Consider the following 18119-nt stretch of genomic DNA (forward strand, 5'->3'; position numbering starts at 1 on the left):
CCCCGCGCGGACCCCGCGCGCCGGCGGGCCGCCGCTGGCGTCGTACAAGATCCAGGTGGGCAAGCGGCACCGCGTGGAGCCGCGACAGATCGTCGGCGCCATCGCCAACGAGGGCGGCCTGGACCGCCGTGACTTCGGCCGGATCACGATCCGCCCGGACTACTCGGTCGTCGAGCTGCCCGCCAAGCTCCCGGACGGCGCGCTGGAGAAGCTCAAGAACACCCGGATCAGCGGGAAGCTGATCGAGCTCCAGCGCGACGTCGGTCCGCCGAAGGGCAAGCGCGAGGACTGACCTGGTGGGCGGCTTGCGTGGTGCGGTCGTCGCGGTCGCGATGATCGCGACCGCGTGCGCGGCACCCACCGGGCCGGCGTCACCGAAGGGTGCCACCAGCTCGCCGACGACCGGTCCGGCCGACACCGGCCCCGCGACCTCGCCGACCGGCCCCGCGAGTGGTCCCGCGACCGAGCCCTCCGCGGGGATCTCGACGGACCGCGCTGCGGCGACGAGAGGTGCCCGCGCGGCCATCCCCGCCGCCGTCCTCCTCGAGCAGCTCCGCCGGCGGGCCGAGCGGATCGCGAAGTCGCTGCCCCAGGCACCGCCGCCGATGGACGTCGACCCCGGCACCAACCGGGCGCTCGGCTACCGGCTGCTGCTCGAGTTCGGGTTCCCCGCCGACCAATGGGCCTACCTCGACGCGCTGTGGCGGCGAGAGTCCGGCTGGAACCACCTGGCGGAGAACCCCCGCTCGGGCGCCTACGGGATCCCACAGTCGCTGCCGGCCGCGAAGATGGCCGTGGTGGGCAGTGACTGGCGCACCAACCCCGAGACCCAGATCATGTGGGGGCTCGCCTACATCGCCGCCCGCTACGGCAGCGCGCAGCGGGCCTGGGCGCACTCGGAGCGGGTCGGTTGGTACTGATCCCGCACGGCCGTCAGCCCGGGGGCTCTGAGTCCTGGTGCACGTCGATCCGGAGCAGCCTCGCCGCGAGATCGATGAGCGGGCCGAGGAGGAGGATCACCGCGATCGTTCCGACACCGATCGTCGCGCCCAGCAGCCAGCCTCCCAGCGCGCCGCCGCCCTGCACGACGCTGTAGCTCCAGCGGAAGGGGATGGGCGGGTCCCAAGCGAGCGCGGCGCCTTCGGCCGGGCCGGCACCGGTCTTGCTGCCGAGGTAGGTGGCGATGCCGAGCGCGAGGATCGGGAACGCCAGCACCAGGAAGGCGATCCGGGTCGGCCAGCCATCGGGGCTGCCGAGCACCTCGAGCGCGACCGAGACCGTCGCGCCCACGAGCAGCACCTGGACCACCGTGCCCACGCCCGGACGGAGCCGTCGGGCTGCGGCGAGCGCGACGAACGTGACGCCGACGGCGAGGTTGGCGATCCAGAAATCGATGTCCAGGGACAGCGAGACACCGTTGACCAGCGTGGAGTAGCCGTCCGAGCCGAGGTCGGCCCCGAGCAGCAGGCCCACGCCGGCACCGAGGACGAGGCATCCCCCGATCAGCAGAGCGGCGCGAGCCAGACGGGCGGACACGGCGCAACCCTGTCAGAGACGTCCGGTTCGGAGGCCGTCGGGTGCGCTGTCGCTCAGAGCAGATCGGCGTCGCAGGAGGCGGCCGCGACCAGCCCGGCGGCGGCGGCCGTGAGTACCGAGGCCACCGGCATCGGGAGGTCGCGATGGTGCGCGAGGTCGCCCGCGGCGTACACGCCCGGCTTGCTGGTCGCGCCCTCGGAGTCCAGCCGGATGCCGCCCAGATCGCCGGTCTCGAGCCCGAGCTGCTCGGCGAACGGCGCGGCCTGTCGCCACACCGGGTGCACGAACAGCCCGCCGAGGTCGACCGGCTCCCGCCCCCGCAGGACCACCCGGAGACCTCGATCCCCCGACTCGACGCGCTCGAGCTCCTCGGTGACGACCAGGGCCCCGATCTCAGCCGCGGCGGTCGTGATCGCCTCGTCCGGCTCCGCCCCGTTCATGAGTACGACGACCGGCGTGGCCAGGCGCTCGAGGAGCCGGGACTGGGGCGCGACGTGCGACCCGGGCCCGAGGATGCCGATCGGGCGGTCGCGGTACTCGTAGCCGTGGCAGTACGGGCAGTGCGCCACGTGTCTCCCGAACTGCTCGGCGACGCCCGGCACGTCGGGCAGCTCGTCGGTCACGCCGGTCGCCAGGATCACCCGGCGTGCCTGAACGCTCGGGAAGCCGTCGACCTCCAGCCGGAAGTCGTCGAGCTCCCCGGCGATTCGGGCGACCTCGCGCTCCACCATCTCGACGGTCTCGTACTGCTCGAGGTCCTTGCGCGCCGCCGCGCGGAGGTCGGCCGGCGGTGTGCCGTCGTGCCCGAGGAAGTTGTGCACGTGCTCGGCGGGGTCGTTGCGGCAGCGATCGGTGCCGAACAGCACGACCCGCCGCCGCATCCGGCCCAGGGTCAGCGCCGCCTGCAGGCCGGCGGCGCCGGCGCCCACCACGGCCACGTCGTACGAGCGATCGGTCTCCATCCCTTCCTGCTGCCCAATGTCGCGCGTGTCATCCCCGTGCTGCGCGGTCGCGGGCGGCGTCCTGCACGCAGGCGGCCGCCGCGACCATCCCACCCGCCGCCGCGCTCAGGACCGAGGACGCGGGCATCGGCAGTCCGGGGCCCTGCGCCATGTCGCCGGCGGCGTACACGTCCGGCACGCTGGTGCGTCCCAGAGCGTCGACCACCACGGCTCCGACCGAGGACATCTCCAGCCCGAGCTGCGCGGCGAAGGGCGTCGACTGACGCCAGTCGGTCCTGACGAACAGACCGCCGAGCTCCACCGGAGGGACGCCCTCGAGGTCGACGGTCACTCCCAGCGAGCCGCGGCGGGTGCCCAGCACCCGCTCGCGGCGGAGCTCCATGCCCATCCGGTCGAGCGCCGCCTCGGTCTCCGGGTCGAGCTCGCCCCCGTTGGAGAGGATCACCACCTGACTGGCGATGGGGGCGACCATGGCCGCGGTGTGGGCGACGTGTGTCGCTGAGCCGAGGACACCGACCGGGGAGCCGGCGAACTCGTAGCCGTGGCAGAACGGGCAGTGCGCGACGAGGTCGCCGAACAGAGGCGCCAGCCCGGGCACGTCCGGGAGGTCGTCGGTCACCCCGGTGGCCAGGAGCACGCGGCGGGCCGAGAGCCTCTCCGCGTCGGCGAGCTCCAGCGCGAACCCGCCCTCGACGGGGGTGATCCGGGTGACGCCGTGCTCCAGGAACCGCACGGTGTCGTACTGCTCCGCGTCCTTGCGGGCGGCGGCGCGCAGCTGGGCGGGCGGCTCGCCGTCGTGGCCGAGGAAGTTGTGCATGTGCTCGGCCGGGTCGTTGCGGTAGGTGTCGGTGCCGAGGACGACGGCGGACTGCCGCATCCGGCCGAGCGTCTGGGCCGCCTGGAGGCCGGCCGTACCGGCGCCCACCACCGCGACGTCGTAGTGCTTGTCCATGGGTCTCTCCTTCGTCGACGTCCGAGTAGGTCGTGCAGCGACCGCCTCGGACTCTTGCCTGTGCACGCAGGATGTGACTTCATGTGAACATGAAGTCAAACGAGCGCGAGATCCGATGGAGCGTGGGTGAGCTGGCGGAGCGGTTCGGGTTCGAGACACACGTGCTGCGCTACTGGGAGGACATGGGCCTGCTCAGCCCGCAGCGGGACCCCGCGGGGCGCCGGGTCTACAGCGAGGACGATGCCTACCGGGTGGCCGCGATCATCACCAACAAGTCCGCCGGGATGAGCCTCGAGCAGATCCGGACCCTGGTCGACGCGACCGCCGAGGACCGCCGCGCGGCGCTGCGCGCGCACCTGGATGAGCTCGACCGGCGACAGGCGGAGATCGAGGTCTCGCGTCGGCTCACCGAGCACGCCCTCGAATGCCGCGCCCACGACATCACCACCTGCCCCGGGTTCCAGGGACACATGGAGGACATCGTGGAGGGCACGCGGCGCGGACTCCCGTTGCCGGGCAGCCACCTCCACAGATACGCGTGACCACGTCGGCGAGGTGGCGCCACCGAGCCGGCCCGCCGTGCTTGAGTGACCTGCGTCACATCAGCGCGCCTCGGCGCCGGGCAGAAGGTCTCGCCATGACTCGCTCCACCCGCACCCCCCTCGCATCGCTCTGCGGCCTGGTCGCCGTCCTCGTGGCACTGGTCGGGATCGCCTCTCCGGCGCACGCGGTCGCGCCGTCGTACGTCGCCCTCGGCGACTCCTACTCCTCCGGAGTGGGCACCCGCAGCTACATCGACGACGGCACGACCTGCAAGCGGTCCAACTACGCCTACCCGAAGCTGGTCGCCACGCAGAGGGCCTACGCGCTGACGTTCAAGGCCTGCTCGGGCGCCACCGTCACCACGGTCACCAACACCCAGCTCGGAGCACTGACTGCCGGCACCGACTACGTGACGATCTCGGTCGGCGGCAACGACGCCGGGTTCGGCGACGTGATCACCGAGTGCGCGCAGCCGGGCTGGATGTCGGACTGCGACGGCGCGATCGACGACGCGCAGGCCTACATCAACAACACCCTGCCCGGGCGGCTCAGCACGCTCTATGCCTCGATCAGGTCGAAGGCACCCTCCGCCGTCGTGGTCGTGGTCGGCTACCCGCGCGTCTTCATGGGTGAGGACTGCAACGCCGGCACGTGGTTCTCCCCGGCGGAGCAGACCCGGCTCAACGCCACGGCCGACCTGCTCAACAGCAAGCTGTCTGCGGCCGCCAGTGCGCGGGCCTTCAAGTGGGCCAACCCGACCAGCCGGTTCATCGGGCACGCGGTCTGCGACGACGTCGAGTGGATCAACGGCCTGTCCAACCCGATCGACGAGAGCTACCACCCGAACCGGCTCGGTCACTCGTCCGGCTACAAGCCACAGGTGGCGACGCTGCTGGTCGGCTGAGGCATCGCGGGAACGCTGACCGGTCGGGGTCGGCTGGTAGAACCGTGGGCATGCGGCGACTCTCGGCAGCCTCCAGTCTTCTGCTCCTCACGGCGATCGCCGGCGCAGCCTGCTCCGGCGACGGGCCGGGGGAGCCCGACGACGGCGCGGACGCGCTCGCCCAGCAGCTCGCCGCCGCGCTGGAGGTCGCGATCGCAGCAGACCCCGCCGAGGGGGAACCACACCCGCTCGACGTCGTGGCCTTCCGGTCCGCCGACAGTGCGGCGGTGGCGAAGGACCTCGATGCGATCGTCGCGGACATGGACGGCATCGTCCCCGACGTCTCCCTCGGCGAGGTGGCGACCACCGCCGACACCGGAAGGGCGACCCTGGAGTGGTCCTGGCCGGTGGTCGAGGGCGAGCATCCGTGGACCTACGACACCGAGGCTGAGCTCGCCCGCACCGGCGAGCGGTGGTCGGTGACCTGGGCGCCCAGCCTCGTGGAGCCGAGCCTGATGGACGGTGACGTCCTCGACGCCGTCACGCAACCGACCGACCGCGGCGATCTCACCGGCGCGGGCGGCGAGGTCCTGGTCACCGAGCGTCCGGTCGTCCGGGTCGGCATCGACCGGATCCGCGTCCCTGCGGCGGCCGCGCCGGCGTCCGCCCGGGCGCTGGCACGATTGGTCGGCATCGACGTGGCGCCGTACGTCAAGGCGGTGCGCAATGCCGGCGAACGGGCCTTTGTCGAGGCGATCAGCTACCGGGAGGGTGAGGTCCCGGCCGAGGTCACCGCGCAGATCCGCAACATCGAGGGCGGCTGGCAGATCGGTGACGAGGTCGCGCTCGCGCCGACCAGGGAGTTCGCGGCCCCGATCATCGGACGGGTCGGCCCGGTGACCGCGGAGATGGTCGCGGAGGACCCGGAGGCCTACCAGCCGGGCGACATCGCCGGAGTCTCCGGCCTCCAGGCACGCTACGACGACCAGCTCCGCGGCAGCGACGGCCGGATCGTGTACGCCGTGCCGCAGGACCCGGAGGGGAAGAAGCGCGCGCTCTACACGCACCAGGCCCAGCCGGGGAAGCCGCTCGCGCTCACCCTGGATCGGCGGCTGCAGAGTCTGGCCGAGGAGGTGCTCGGTGGCGTGACGCCGGCGTCCGCGCTGGTGGCGATCCGACCGAGCGACGGCGCGATCCTCGCCGCGGCCAACGGCGAGGGCACGGGTGGGCTGAACTACGCCACGTTCGGACAGTTCGCGCCCGGCTCGACGTTCAAGATCGTCACGTCCCTGGCGCTGTTGCGCGCCGGGCTGACCCCGGACTCCCCCGTGCGCTGCACGCCGACCACCACCGTCGATGGCAAGCGGTTCAAGAACTACTCCGACTACCCCGCGGACGCGATCGGCGAGATCCCGCTGCGCCGGGCGATCGCGGAGTCCTGCAACACGGCCCTGATCGGTGCGCGTGGCGAGCTCGACGACGGTGATCTCGCGGCGGCGGCCGCGAGCCTCGGCCTCGGGATCGACCATGACCTCGGGTTCCCGGCGTTCTTCGGTGAGGTGCCGGCCCCGGCCAGCGAGACCGAGGGCGCGGCCTCGCTGATCGGTCAGGGGAAGGTGCTCGCCTCGCCCATGGTGATGGCCGCCGTGATCGCCAGCGTCCAGGCCGGCGAGACCGTCGTGCCGCGGCTGGTCGAGCAGGTCGACGTCGAGGTGCCAGGCGAGGCTGCGCCGCTCACGACCGGAGAGGTGCGCCAGCTCAGGACGATGCTCCGGCAAGTCGTCACCGAGGGCAGCGGCCAGGCACTGGCCGACGTCCCCGGTGGCCCGGTGATCGCCAAGACCGGCACCGCCGAGTACGCCGACGGAGGCTCCATCGAGACCCACGCCTGGATGGTCGGGGCGCAGGGCGACCTGGCCGTCGCGGCGTTCGTGCAGACCGGCGAGTCGGGGTCACAGACCGCCGGCCCACTGCTGGAGGAGTTCCTGCGCGGCGCGCGCTGACCCTCAGGGCGAGTCGCCGCAGGCTCGCGCAGAGAACGCCCACGGAAATGGAGTGAGCCCCGCATTGCATGGGGTCAACGCGGGGCTCAGTCGTAGTCTCGGTGCTCCCTCCGAAGTACGACCCTCCTACGATATCGCGCCGACCGGGACTGTCCAGCAAGTACCTCGAGATTTCCCCGCCGGCCCGGACAGGTCGGGACGATGGTCCCTGCCGCGATCACCGGAGCGGTGCCACAGTAGGCCCATGAGCCTGCGTGATCGCCTCTCCGAGAGCCTCCCCGAGGACCGCCGCCAGCTCTTCGTGGGCGGCAAGTGGGTGCCAGCCGCCAGCGGCGGGCGGCTGGATGTGATCGACCCCGCCGACGGGTCCGTCCTGACCGACGTCGCCGACGGCACCCTCGATGACGCCCGGGCCGCGCTCGACGCGGCCGTGGCTGCCCAGCCCGACTGGGCCGCGACCGCGCCCCGCGAGCGCGGCGAGATCCTGCGTCGCACGTTCGAGGGGGTGACCGCCCGCGCCGACGAGCTGGCGTTCGTGATGAGCCTGGAGATGGGCAAGCCGGTCGCCGAGGCCAAGGGCGAGGTCACCTACGGTGCGGAGTTCCTGCGCTGGTTCTCCGAGGAGGCGTCCCGCGTCCACGGCCGCTGGATGCACAACCCCGCCGGCGGGAGCCGGCTGCTCACCGTGCGCAAGCCGGTCGGCCCGTGCCTGTTCATCACGCCGTGGAACTTCCCGCTGGCGATGGGCACCCGCAAGATCGGTCCGGCCGTCGCGGCGGGCTGCACGATGGTGGTCAAACCGGCCGCGCAGACGCCGCTCACGATGCTCCTGCTCGCCGACATCCTCGCTGAGGCGGGCCTCCCACCCGGCGTCCTCAACGTGGTCACCACCTCCGACTCCGGTGGGCTGAGCAGCACGCTGATGGCCGATCCTCGCCTGCGCAAGGTGAGCTTCACCGGTTCCACGCCTGTCGGCAGGAAGCTGGTCGAGCAGTCCGCGGGCCAGCTCCAGCGGGTGTCGATGGAGCTCGGCGGCAACGCGCCCTTCCTGGTCTTCGCCGACGCCGACCTCGATGCCGCCGTCGACGGCGCCATGCTCGCCAAGATGCGCAACATGGGGGAGGCCTGCACCGCGGCCAACCGCTTCCTCGTCGAGGCGTCGGTCGCCGACGAGTTCGGGCGGCGCCTGGCCGAGCGGATGGGTGCGATGAAGGTCGGCCGCGGCCAGGACGAGGGGGTCGAGGTCGGACCGCTCGTGGACGAGAACGCGGTCGCTTCGGTGACGGCGATCGTGGAGGACGCCGTCGCACGCGGCGCGCAGGTGCTGACGGGCGGCGGCCCGGTCGACGGCGACGGGTTCTTCTACGCGCCGACGGTGCTGGCCGACGTACCTGCGGACGCGGACGCGGTCACCACCGAGATCTTCGGCCCGGTCGCGCCGATCACGGCCTTCGTGGAGGAGGACGAGGCGATCCGGTTGGCCAACGCCACCGAGTACGGACTGGTGGCGTACGCCTACACGCGCGACCTCGCGCGCACCCTCCGGCTTGCCGAGCGGCTCGAGACCGGCATGCTCGGCATCAACACCGGGCTGGTCTCCAACCCGGCTGCGCCGTTCGGAGGGGTGAAGTCCTCGGGCTTCGGCCGCGAGGGCGGGTTCGAGGGGATCGAGGAGTATCTGGACACGGTGTACGTCTCGCTGCCGGCGCCCTGAGCGTTCGACCCGTCCTGACAGACTCCCCGCATGCGGGTCTACGGTCCGATCGAGGAGAAGTACCGCGAGTTCGCGTCGTACGCCGACGACTCGCCCTGCTTCCGCGAGTGGGCGCTCGGGGTGGCCGGCGACCCGGAGGTCCAGGCCTGGCTGGGAACGCTGCCCGACCCCAAGCAGCAGCCGAACCTCGTCTTCGCCGCGGCCCGGTGGCACGGGCTCGAGGCGCCCGCGCCGTACGACGCCCTCCGAGCCGCGCTCCTGGCCGACGACGGCCCGATCCGGGACACGATCCTGAGCCGGGCGACGCAGACCAACGAGGCGGGCCGGATGGCGACGCTGGTGCCGGCGATCGCGGTGGCGGCCCGGGGGCGTCCGGTGGCGCTGCTGGAGACCGGCGCGAGCGCCGGTCTGTGCCTCTTCCCGGACCGGTGGGGATTCCGGTGGTCGACGCCGGAGGGCCTGGTGACGGCCGGGCGGGCGTCGCCGACGCTGGTCTGCGCCGTCACCGGACCGGCGCCGCTGCCGCCGACCCTGCCGGCCATCGCCTGGCGTGGCGGGATCGACCTCAACCCGCTCGACGTCACCTCGCGGGACGACACCGACTGGCTGCTCAACCTGGTCTGGCCCGAGCACGACGACCGCCGCGCACAGCTGGCGACGGCGATCGAGGTCGCTCGCGCGGACCCGCCGGACCTGCGGCGCGGCGACCTGCTGGAGCTGCTGCCGGGCCTGGTCGACGAGGCGGCCGCAGCGGTCGGACCTGACGGCGTGGTGGTCGTCCAGCACTCCGCGGTGATCGCCTACCTCGACCCCGCGGCTCGCCAGCGCTTCACGCGGATGATGGCCGAGCTGGTGGCGGAGGGCCGCTGCCGTTGGGTCAGCAACGAGGCGCCGGACGTGCTGCCCGGAGTCGCCGCCACGGGCCCCGAGCCACCCTTCGGTCAGTTCGTGCTCGGCCTGGACGGACGCGCCGTCGGGCACACCCACTCCCACGGGCGCAAACTGCACTGGGAAGCGTCGCCCCGGGACTGACCGAGGCGGCGTCCGGGGTCATCAGGCTTGCCAATCGGCTCGCTCAATCATACATTCAGTCACACATTGTATGAATGAGTGGAGATCGCATGAGCCTGGGCAGAACCGCCGTCGTCCTCGGTGGAAGCATCGCCGGGCTGTGTGCCGCCGGTGCGCTCGCGCCCCACTTCGACCAGGTGATGGTCCTGGAGCGTGACGACCTACCGGCCGACGCCGAGCATCGACGGGGCGTGCCGCAGAGCAAGCACCCTCACTTCCTGCTGAACTCGGGGCGCCGGGCGATCAGCGAGCTCTTCCCGGGGTTCGAGGAGGAGCTGATCGCCGCCGGCGGCCTCCACCTGATGCCATCGATGGACGCCGCCTATCTCGAGGGCGCCGGCTGGGCATCTCGCAAGCGGTCGTCGATGACGATGGTCTACAGCTCCCGGATCCTGATCGAGCGGGTGCTACGCGACAAGGTGCGCGAGGTCAGCAACGTCGTCATCCGCGAGGGAGTCTCGGTGCGCGGCATCGAGACGGTCCACGGCGGCACCGCCCGGGGCCGGGTCACCGGGGTCATCTTCGCTACCGCCGCCGGCGAGGAGCGGATGGACGCCGACCTCGTCGTCGACGCGATGGGCCGCGGCTCGTCGGTCTCCGACTGGCTGGTGGCCGCCGGGTGGCCCGAGGTCCCGGTGCAGAGCCTCGACGCGAAGGTCACGTACACCTCGCGGTGGTACGACCTCCCGGCTCCCGAGGACCGCCCCGCGTCCTGGTGGTGGCAGCACCTGGTGATCATGCCGACGCAGGACAAGGGCGACCACCCGCCCGAGCACGAGTTCCTGGTCAACTTCTTCCCCATCGAGGGCGGCCGGACGATCGCGTGCATGGGCTCGTGGGGCATCGACATGCCCCGCACGGCAGAGGACTTCGTGGCGTCGGCCGAACGGGTCCGCGCCCCGCTGTTCGCGGCCGCCATGGCTGAGTGCGAACCGGTCTCGGACGTCCACCTGACTCGCTCGACCGGCAACAAGTGGCGGCGCTACGACCGGCTCCCCGAAGTGCCGTCGGGCATCGCCTTCATCGGAGACGCGATCTGTGCCTTCAACCCCTTCTACGCCCAGGGCATCAGCTCCGCCGCAGGCTCGGCGCTGACGCTGAGGGCCCATCTCGAGGCAGCCACCGTGTCCGGCAGGCCTCTCGATCAGCGGTTCTTCCGGCGGTTCCTGGCCGATCAGCGCACGGGCCTCAAGGTGCCCTGGGGCATGGCGATGGCCCGCGATCGCGGCTATGAGTGCGCCACCGGCACCGAGACGCTGCCGTCGTGGCAGCGGAAGCTCCTCGCTGCGATGACCTGGCCAGCATTCAACCTCATCGTCGGCGCGGCCCGCGAGGACGCGGTCGTGGACGAGCACTTCGCGCGCGTCTTCAACCTCGACGAGTCCCTGGGCGACATGCTGAAGAGCCCGCGGGTCCTGGCCGGGCTCCTCCGCTACCAGGTCAACTCCGTGCTCGGACGTCGCAAGGTGCCGTCAGGGTTCGATCCACGAGAGGACCCGCCGGCCACCGACTGGACCCCGGGTGTCGCGGGCGCCCGGGCCGAGATGGCGGACGCCCGATGAGCACCACATGCGAGGAGGCCGCGGAGCAGGTCACCCGCAGCCTCGGGTTCGACTGTCACGACGTGAGTCCGGTCGTCTCCGTGCGCAACCCGTTCGACCTGGCGCACTGGACGATGCCGGTGCTCGAGCTGGTCATCATCGCGGGTGCGGTGTGGGCGCTGGTGCACGCCGTGCAGCGGTGGCGCGCGGGCGATCCGGTCAACATCGCGATCTGGTGTGCTTCGCTGATCTACCTGTTCGTCACCGAGCCGCCGCTGTACTTCCCCGAGTGGTTCGGCTTGGACGAGCAGTACGGATTCATCTTCGCGCACAACATCTTCACGGTGCAGTTCATGTGGGACCGGCTGCCGCTCTACATCATCGCCATCTACCCGGCGCTGAGTCAGCTCGTCTACGAGGTGGTCCGGGTGCTGGGGGTGTTCAAGCACCGTGGCGCGCTGGTGGGCTCGATCATGGTCGCGTTCGTCTGCCAGGTGTTCTACGAGATCTTCGACCAGCTCGGTCCGCAGCTGACGTGGTGGGGATGGAACGACGGCAACATCGAGGTGAACCATCCCGCCCTGGCCTCGGTGCCGATGAACAGCATGCTGCTCTATGCCTCAGTGTCCTTCGGCGTGATGACGTTCCTTGCCGTCAAGCTGGCCGGCTCCAGGGCGACCGACGGCGGACCGCGCCGCGGGTGGTCGCTCGCCTGGCGGATCGCGGTGGCGGGCGTGCTGACCCCGCCCTCGATGGCCCTGTTCGGCATCCCGTCCGCGGTGTTCGGTGGCGAGACGCCGAACATCACCGCGCAGGCCTGGGTCCTCGGGATCGAGCTCGGGCTGGTCTGGGTGGCCGGCCTCTGGATCCTGATCAGCCACCTCCGCCGTCGCGACCGCGAGGAACCCGAGCCGATGACACCCTTCGCGAGGATCTATCCCGTCGTCTACCTTGGCGCGATGGCAGTGCTCTGGGTCGCCGCCCTCCCTGCATTCCTCGACGCCGAGAACGGCATCACCAGCGACGGCACTCCGGTGGGCAGCGGCGCGTACACCCTCGCCTGTTTCGCCGGGGCGGTCGCGGTCCTCGCCGTCCTCCACACGGGTCGGCGTCGGGCCGTGGTCGAGGTGAGCTGAGCGCCGATGGGTCATCACGGCTGGCAGGGCAACCCGCCACGAACCGAGGACGAGGCACGCCAGCGGATCGTCGCTGCGACCTCGACCTGCCTGGAGAGGTACGGGCCCGCCAAGACCACATTCTCGGACGTGGCCAGTGAGCTCGGCGTCACCCGGCAGACGGTCTACCGGTACTACGCGAACCTCGCCGAGCTCTTCGAGGCCGTCGCTCACGCCGGGCTCGAGGACTTCGTCGACCGGATGCAGCGGCACCTGTCCACCTGCACGACACCGTCCGAGGCCGCGACCGAGTCCGTCGTCTTCGCCGTCCACGCGATCCCCCAGGAGCGGCACATCGGCGCGCTCTTCCAGGCTGGCGAGACGGACATCTTCGGCCGCGACGTCACGTCGTCGATGGCCGTCGCACTGGGTGCAGGCATCCTGCGCCGGGTCCCCGTCGACTGGTCCGAGATCGGCGTCGAGGATGACGAGCTGGAGGGGCTCGCCGAGATCCTGATGCGGCTGTTCGTGTCGTTCCTGCACTACCCGGCGGACCCCCCGCGGTCGGAGGACGAGCTCCGCGCGCTCGTACGTCGGTGGCTCGGGCCGGCCCTTCAGGCTTCGCCGCGGCATCCGGACGCGGAGTGAGCGTCTGACGGGGCAACGACGACCTCGGCCCGGACGGGCGAGTCGCAGCACTTGACCTCAACCGAGGTTCAGTCTGTTGACTGGCGCGCATGCCGAGCACGCCGCCTGTGCCCACGCCGATGAAATCGGTGGCCGTTGTCGGTCCTCACCAGCAGACTGGAGGACGACCATGACGGAGCAGATCGCACCGCCCACCCCGGCGCCCGACGGCCCGACCCCTCTCGCGGCGCGCCGCGTCCCGCGCGCCTTCACGCCCTTCCGCCACGCGTCGTACCGAAGGCTCGGCACGGCGCTGGTGCTGCAGACGTTCGCGAGCGGCGTGTGGGTGATCGCGCTCGTCTGGGAGGTGATTCGGATCGGCGGCGGCGCCGGCGAGCTGTCCGTGGTCTCGACGGCCGGAGCGATCGGCGTGCTGCTACCGGCGCTGCTCGCCGGGGTCGTGGCGGACCGGGTCCCGCAGAAGTTGATCCTGATCGTGGTCGCCGCCGTCGAGCTCGCCGGCATGACCCTGGTCGCGCTGCTGTCGTGGGCCGACATGACCCAGCTCTGGCACCTCGCGGCGGTGTCGTTCGCGACCGGTGCCGCGATGGCGTTCTACTACCCGGCCTACTCCGCCTGGCTGCCCGCGCTGGTCCCCGAGCAGGACCTGATGGCGGTCAACGGCTTCGAGGGCATGGTCCGCCCCACGATCGGGCAGGCGCTCGGGCCCGGCGTCGCCGGCTTCGTCGTCGGCGCGGCGTCCTCGTCCGCCGCCCTCGGGATCGCCGCGGCGTTCAGCCTGATCGGGCTGATGGCGCTGACCACGGTGCCGCTGACCGCCGTACGACGCGATCTCTCGACCGGTGAGGGCGGCGAGCCGGCCGGCCCCGGCAGCGCCATAGCGACCGCGTTCGCCGACATCCGCGAGGGCTGGGTCTACATGATGCGCACGCCGTGGCTGCTGGCCACGCTGCTGTTCGCATCGGTGATGATCCTGGTGCTGATGGGCCCGCTCGAGGTGCTCATCCCGTTCCTCCTCAAGGACAAGCTCGGCGGAGGTCCTGGCGACCACGCGATCGTGATGGCCTGCTTCGGCATCGGCGGCGCGCTCGGCTCGATGGCGATGGCGTCGATCCGGATGCCGCGTCGCTACCTCTCCTGGATGAACCTGATGTGGGGGCTGGGCTGCCTGCCGTTCCTGTTGATCGGCGTGGCGCAGGAGGTGTGGGTGGTCGCGGCGTCGGCGTTCGTGATCGGCGCGTTCTTCTCCGCGCCGATGGTGATCTGGGGGACGCTCCTGCAGCGCCGCGTTCCTCCCCACCTGCTGGGCCGGGTCGCCTCCCTCGACTTCTTCGTCTCGGTCAGCCTGATGCCGGTCTCGATGGCCATCGCCGGACCGGTCGCCGAGCTGATCGGGCTGGAGGCGACGTTCGCGATCGCCGCGATCGTGCCCGGCGTGGCTGCCGCGGTCGCGATCGTCTGGGCGAAGCTGCCCGCCGACGAGGTCGCGCATCCGCTGCGGGACGAGGACCCCGGCCCGGCCGCCGCCTGAGGTCCTGCGCTGACCGCTCGGCGTCAGCCGCGCAGCCCCTCCAGCACCGCGGCGTTGTGCCGGTAGCCGACGGTCTCGTAACCGACCACCGTCACCCACGGCGTCAGCGACAGCACGAGCAGGCACCAGACCATGTTGATGTCGGCGGCGGCCATCACGACCGGCGCGACGAGGAACGCGATCGACAGTGCGATCAAGAGCAGGTGGAAGGGGTCGGCGGACCGGCTGATCACCGCGTAGAAGACGTAGAGCGCCATCACGTAGCACGCGAGTGGGATCGCCACCGTGAGGACGGTGCCGACGAGCGTCAGCTTGCTGTGGTGGTCGAGGAAGTAGGCGGCCACGTGGAGTCCCGCACCGACCGCGACGATCGCGCCCAGCAACGGCATGTGGCCGTAGCCCCAGCCGAAGGAGCGTTCGCGTCGCGCGTGCAGGATTTCGGCGTGCGGCAGCACGAAGTAGGTCCACCACATGCCGAACGTCATCGCGGTCCCGGCGAGCGCGAGCAGCGCGATGTCGAGGGTCAGGCCGCCGAGAGCGGTCAGGCTCGCCATCGTGCCGATCATCCCCTCGCCGAGGGCGATGATGACCATCAGTCCGTAGCGCTCCGCGATGTGGTGCGGGTGCCAGGGCGTGCCGCCGACGGTGCGCTCCGCGTAGACCGGGCCGCCGACCTCGATGAGGAAGGGGACGATCATCAAGGCGAACGTCGTGACCACCGAGAAGTCGACGATCGCGAGCACGCACCAGAGCGCCTGGGCCGTCGCGATCGACACGAGGTAGGCGTGGTGTGACCGCCGCCGACCCGGGTCGTGACGACTGGCCCGCCACCACTGGAAGAGCATCGGGACCCGCATCACGACGTAGCCCCAGACCATGACGTCGTTGTCCAGCGTGTCGCCGTGGTCGACCGAGGCGAACATCGCCGGCAGCCCCAGCGCGAACACCATGACGCCCACCATCTGCAGCATCGTCGCCAGCCGGTACAGCCAGTCGTCGGTGTCGTAGGCCGACGCGAACCACGTGAAGTTGATCCAGGCCCAGGCGATGCCGAAGGTCGCGAACGCGAACGCGATGATCCCCGACGTGACGTGGTCCGCGGCCAGGGCGTGCGCGAGCTCGTTGGCCGCGGTACCGAACGCCACCACGAAGGCCAGGTCGAAGAGCAGCTCGAGCGGGGTCGCCGGCCGGTGCTCCTCATCCTGGTCGCGCCCGGTCATCCGAACGATCCGGTGGCGCAGGGTTTGCTCTGGCATGCGCGGCAGTCTAAGAGCGCGCGGAGCCGGTGCTAAAGCCCGTGCACCGTCAGCACGAGCTCGCTCGGCTCGTGGCCGTCGTTCGCCCAGACCGTGACGGTCGACAGGCCGGGCTCGACACCGACGGTCTCGTACTCCCGGCTGTAGACGTCCCGCAGTGAGAGGTGGCCCTCGGACTCGAGCACGAACTCGGCGAGACGTGTGAGGTCACCGGTGTTGCCGGCGGGCCCCAGGGTGACCGCGACCGGCCCGTCGCTGACGGCGACTGCGAGACAGTCCCCGGTCGCGACGCACGCTCCTCCGCGGAACGTGGTCGGCGGCGTGAAGTCCTCCCGTCCGACCAGCAGCAGGACCGACTTGGGCGGCTGGACGATGCGACTCACGGGGTCATCCTGCCCCGCGCGAGGGTCAGCAGCCCGACCGCCCCAGCAGTGCCAGCAGCCGCGTGGCCGGACGCGCGTCCGCGCCCACCGGCACCGGCGGAGCGAACTCGCCGTGCTGCTCCAGCGCCAGGGCGACCGCGGTCGGCATCAGCGCCTCGGCGAGCCCGTCGGGGAAGGGCTCGCCGTAGCCCGTCGTACGGCCGACGTCCCAGCCGTGCACCGCGACCTCGATCGCCGCGAGCCGGGAGATGGTCCCGACCGGCACGGGCCGGCCGCCCACCTCGACCAGGGGAGACGTCGCGGATGCCCAGGCGCCGAGCACCTGACACGCCTTGTCCTGAAGCACGCGAATGCGCTCCTGGGCCGGGGCGGGCGCCGCGCTGCGCAGCTCGATCGACCCGGTCGCGCCCTCCGAGAACGCGTCCAGCGAGTCCTCCATGTGGGCGAGCAGGTCGGCCAGGCGCCAGTGGGTGCAGGGTGTCGGCAGGCAGAGGTGGGCAGGCGTGACGGTGACCAGCGCGCAGCGCGCATAGCCGAGGGCACGCTCCAGCAGCTCAACCCCCGGGTCCGGTGCGGTGTGCAGGGGGCCGGCGGTCATCGCCATCAGCCGGTGGTCGGAGGCGCGCCGGGAACCGGCACGTAGTCGGCCGGCAGCCGGTCGGGTAGGCCGAACCTCGCGAAGAGCCTCCTGTCGAAGAAGGCGGTCACGTGCTCGACCTTGTCCCCGCTCGCCATCTGCAGCACCTGCAGGTGGAACGGCTCGAAGTGGCCCTCCGGCTGGCGCATGTAGAGACCGAACGCGGGCTGGCCGTTGGCGGTTGTCGGGAGCATCGGCATGTCCGCCACCCCGCCGGGGCACTTGGAGTCGATCAGCTCACCGATCGCCGGGGCTCCGCGGTAGTGGTTGAGGAACGGCGGCATGTCCCACGTGGCGTCGTAGGTCAGGAGCTGGACGATGCGGTCGATGTCCTTGCGCCAGAACGCCTCCAGGTAGGCGTCGAGCATCTGCTGCTTGGCCGGCTCGAGGTCGGTCCGGACGGTGTCGGGGGTGAGCCCGCGCTCGGCCAGGTGGGCGTGGGCGCGCTGGAGGGCGGAGTTCACCGCGGCGGTCGTCGTGTCGAGCGCGGTCGCGGTCTCGGCGGCGGACCAGCGCAGCACGTCGCGCAGGATCAACACCGCGCGCTGCCGCGCCGGCAGGTGCTGGAGGGCGGCGACGAAGGCGAGCCGGATCGTGTCGCGCTCGGCGACCTCGACCGCGGCGTCGGGGATCGGCTCCAGCCAGGGGACCTCGTGGTCCTCCAGCAGCTCGTCCGCCGGAGCGGAGTCGGCCGTGCCGAGACCCGTCGGCAGCGGGCGCCGCGGCTTGCTCTCGAGGTTGGTCAGACAGACGTTCGTCGCGATCTTGTAGAGCCAGGTCCGGACGGAGGAGCGGCCCTGGAAGCTCGCGGAGGCCTTCCACGCGCGCAGGAAGGTCTCCTGGACGAGATCCTCGGCCTCGTGCACCGAGCCGCTCATGCGGTAGCAGTGGGCCATCAGCTCGCGCTGGTAGCGCCCTGTCAGCGCGTCGAAGTCCGCGAGCTCATCGCCGGCGCGCTGGTCGGCCTGGGTCGTCGTCGTTCCGGCGTCGGTCTCGGTCACAGCCGTGCTTCCCATCGCTACCCCCGTGGTCCCGTCAGTGTGCACGATGAGGTGGACCGGGGTCGACCGTAAAACTCATCGCCGCGGGCGTTTCGCGGTCAGGCTTCGCGTCACCGAGCTACCAGGCTGCTCGCCCGACCAGCCCCAGCACCCGCTCCGCCGCGGCCACAGCCACCGCGCGGTCGGCCGGCACCAGGCCCACGCGGGTGCGACGGTCGAGCAGGTCGGCGACGTCCGCGGCGCCTTCGTGGGTGACCCCGAAGACGAGCTCGGCCAGCACGGTCGAGATCGCCGGGTGGCCGGGCGCGATCGGCGCGAGCAGCTCGGCGTCCGGCAGGCCGGT

Annotated in this window: 19 protein-coding genes; 11 read left to right on the forward strand and 8 right to left on the reverse strand. The window is 71.6% G+C overall.

The annotated features are described in order from the left end of the window. Positions 1-292 (forward strand): DbpA RNA binding domain-containing protein (locus E7Z54_RS11480; RefSeq protein ID WP_206056164.1); only part of this gene is annotated, 292 nt, incomplete at its 5' end. Between the two features lie 4 nt (positions 293-296). Beyond that, complete coding sequence (locus tag E7Z54_RS23770) at positions 297-920, forward strand: transglycosylase SLT domain-containing protein (RefSeq protein ID WP_240769639.1); 624 nt, start codon at positions 297-299, stop codon at positions 918-920. A gap of 13 nt (positions 921-933) precedes the next feature. Here E7Z54_RS23770 and E7Z54_RS11490 read toward each other — a convergent pair whose 3' ends face one another. Genes E7Z54_RS11490 through E7Z54_RS11500 form a run of 3 tightly spaced genes read right to left on the reverse strand, consistent with a single transcriptional unit; the run spans position 934 to position 3450 of the window. Continuing rightward, complete coding sequence (locus E7Z54_RS11490; RefSeq protein WP_136433805.1) at positions 934-1536, reverse strand: hypothetical protein; 603 nt, start codon at positions 1534-1536, stop codon at positions 934-936. Between the two features lie 53 nt (positions 1537-1589). Further along, positions 1590-2498, reverse strand: a complete 909-nt coding sequence (locus tag E7Z54_RS11495; protein ID WP_136433806.1) for an NAD(P)/FAD-dependent oxidoreductase — start codon at positions 2496-2498, stop codon at positions 1590-1592. A 28-nt stretch (positions 2499-2526) separates the two neighbouring features. Then, complete coding sequence (locus E7Z54_RS11500) at positions 2527-3450, reverse strand: NAD(P)/FAD-dependent oxidoreductase (protein WP_136433808.1); 924 nt, start codon at positions 3448-3450, stop codon at positions 2527-2529. An 89-nt stretch (positions 3451-3539) separates the two neighbouring features. On the opposite strand from E7Z54_RS11500, the gene E7Z54_RS11505 reads away from it, so the two are divergent. The 9 genes from E7Z54_RS11505 (at position 3540) to E7Z54_RS11545 (ending at position 14499) form a co-directional block, all read left to right on the forward strand. Then, on the forward strand, positions 3540-3992 hold the full coding sequence (locus E7Z54_RS11505) for a MerR family transcriptional regulator (RefSeq protein ID WP_136433810.1): 453 nt from the start codon (positions 3540-3542) through the stop codon (positions 3990-3992). Between the two features lie 95 nt (positions 3993-4087). Beyond that, complete coding sequence (locus E7Z54_RS11510; protein WP_136433812.1) at positions 4088-4897, forward strand: SGNH/GDSL hydrolase family protein; 810 nt, start codon at positions 4088-4090, stop codon at positions 4895-4897. A 50-nt stretch (positions 4898-4947) separates the two neighbouring features. After that, entirely contained in the window at positions 4948-6879 is a 1932-nt protein-coding gene (locus E7Z54_RS11515; RefSeq protein WP_136433814.1) for a penicillin-binding transpeptidase domain-containing protein, read from the forward strand. A 244-nt stretch (positions 6880-7123) separates the two neighbouring features. Then, positions 7124-8593 carry an NAD-dependent succinate-semialdehyde dehydrogenase gene (locus E7Z54_RS11520; protein ID WP_136433816.1) on the forward strand — a complete coding sequence of 490 codons (1470 nt, stop codon included), beginning with the start codon at positions 7124-7126 and terminating at the stop codon, positions 8591-8593. A gap of 30 nt (positions 8594-8623) precedes the next feature. Next, entirely contained in the window at positions 8624-9625 is a 1002-nt protein-coding gene (locus E7Z54_RS11525) for a DUF2332 domain-containing protein (RefSeq protein ID WP_136433818.1), read from the forward strand. 89 nt (positions 9626-9714) lie between these two features. Beyond that, positions 9715-11226, forward strand: a complete 1512-nt coding sequence (locus E7Z54_RS11530) for an FAD-dependent oxidoreductase (protein WP_136433820.1) — start codon at positions 9715-9717, stop codon at positions 11224-11226. Further along, complete coding sequence (locus E7Z54_RS11535) at positions 11223-12341, forward strand: hypothetical protein (RefSeq protein WP_136433821.1); 1119 nt, start codon at positions 11223-11225, stop codon at positions 12339-12341. The genes E7Z54_RS11530 and E7Z54_RS11535 overlap by 4 nt, the downstream gene beginning before the upstream one ends. Positions 12342-12347: 6 nt before the next feature. Further along, complete coding sequence (locus tag E7Z54_RS11540; protein ID WP_136433822.1) at positions 12348-12968, forward strand: TetR/AcrR family transcriptional regulator; 621 nt, start codon at positions 12348-12350, stop codon at positions 12966-12968. 169 nt (positions 12969-13137) lie between these two features. Then, positions 13138-14499, forward strand: a complete 1362-nt coding sequence (locus E7Z54_RS11545; protein ID WP_136433824.1) for an MFS transporter — start codon at positions 13138-13140, stop codon at positions 14497-14499. A 23-nt stretch (positions 14500-14522) separates the two neighbouring features. Here E7Z54_RS11545 and E7Z54_RS11550 read toward each other — a convergent pair whose 3' ends face one another. The 5 genes from E7Z54_RS11550 to E7Z54_RS11570 all read right to left on the reverse strand — a co-directional run. Then, complete coding sequence (locus E7Z54_RS11550; RefSeq protein WP_136433826.1) at positions 14523-15755, reverse strand: low temperature requirement protein A; 1233 nt, start codon at positions 15753-15755, stop codon at positions 14523-14525. A gap of 32 nt (positions 15756-15787) precedes the next feature. Then, positions 15788-16138, reverse strand: coding sequence for a hypothetical protein (locus tag E7Z54_RS11555; protein WP_136433828.1), 351 nt, complete (start codon positions 16136-16138; stop codon positions 15788-15790). Between the two features lie 25 nt (positions 16139-16163). Beyond that, entirely contained in the window at positions 16164-16736 is a 573-nt protein-coding gene (locus E7Z54_RS11560) for a TIGR03086 family metal-binding protein (protein ID WP_168798284.1), read from the reverse strand. Between the two features lie 5 nt (positions 16737-16741). Further along, positions 16742-17776, reverse strand: a complete 1035-nt coding sequence (locus E7Z54_RS11565; protein WP_240769640.1) for a sigma-70 family RNA polymerase sigma factor — start codon at positions 17774-17776, stop codon at positions 16742-16744. A gap of 118 nt (positions 17777-17894) precedes the next feature. Further along, positions 17895-18119 (reverse strand): glycerol-3-phosphate dehydrogenase C-terminal domain-containing protein (locus E7Z54_RS11570; RefSeq protein WP_276606223.1); only part of this gene is annotated, 225 nt, incomplete at its 5' end.

The organism is Nocardioides sp. (genome assembly GCF_004803405.1).
In the GTDB taxonomy this organism is placed as follows: domain Bacteria; phylum Actinomycetota; class Actinomycetes; order Propionibacteriales; family Nocardioidaceae; genus Nocardioides; species Nocardioides vastitatis.